Source organism: Cupriavidus sp. 05T313 (genome assembly GCF_056396665.1).
On record NZ_JBFTLX010000609.1, the window covers coordinates 1 to 490 of the forward strand.

Sequence of the window (490 nt, forward strand, 5' to 3'; positions counted from 1 at the left end):
CTGCAGACTCAAGCAGGACCAGCGAAGCTCCCGGTTGCTTCTGCAACAGCTGGTAAGCCGTTGCCAGGCCCACGATCCCGCCGCCGATAACGCAGTAGTCCACCCGGTCCACAGGTCCCGCCTTTCGTCGTGGCTAGAGTTTAGCCACCCCCGCTAACAGCGCGCCCGGCTATCCGCCGCTGCGGGGAGCAAACATGATCACGGCAACCCCCAGGAGGCAGACCAGGGACCCGGCGATGTCCCACCGGTCCGGGCGGAAGCCGTCAAAGGCCATGCCCCAGGCCAGGGAACCGGCCACGAACACGCCGCCGTAGGCCGCCAGGATCCGGCCGAAATGGGCATCGGGCTGGAGCGTGGCCACGAAACCGTAGGCGCCCAGCGCGATCACGCCAAGCCCGGCCCACCACCAGTCCTTGCCTTCGCGAACGGCCTGCCACACCAGCCAGGCCCCACCTATTTCCGCCACAGCGGCCAGCACGAACAACACGAC

Annotated in this window: 2 protein-coding genes; both read right to left on the reverse strand. The window is 67.6% G+C overall.

Translation table 11 applies throughout. The features are described from left to right. The coding region (locus tag AC1DKD_RS41985) for an FAD-dependent oxidoreductase (RefSeq protein ID WP_477144834.1) at positions 1-112 on the reverse strand (112 nt) is incomplete at its 3' end. A gap of 57 nt (positions 113-169) precedes the next feature. Next, positions 170-490: YnfA family protein (locus AC1DKD_RS41990; RefSeq protein ID WP_477144833.1), on the reverse strand; the 321-nt coding region annotated here is incomplete at its 5' end.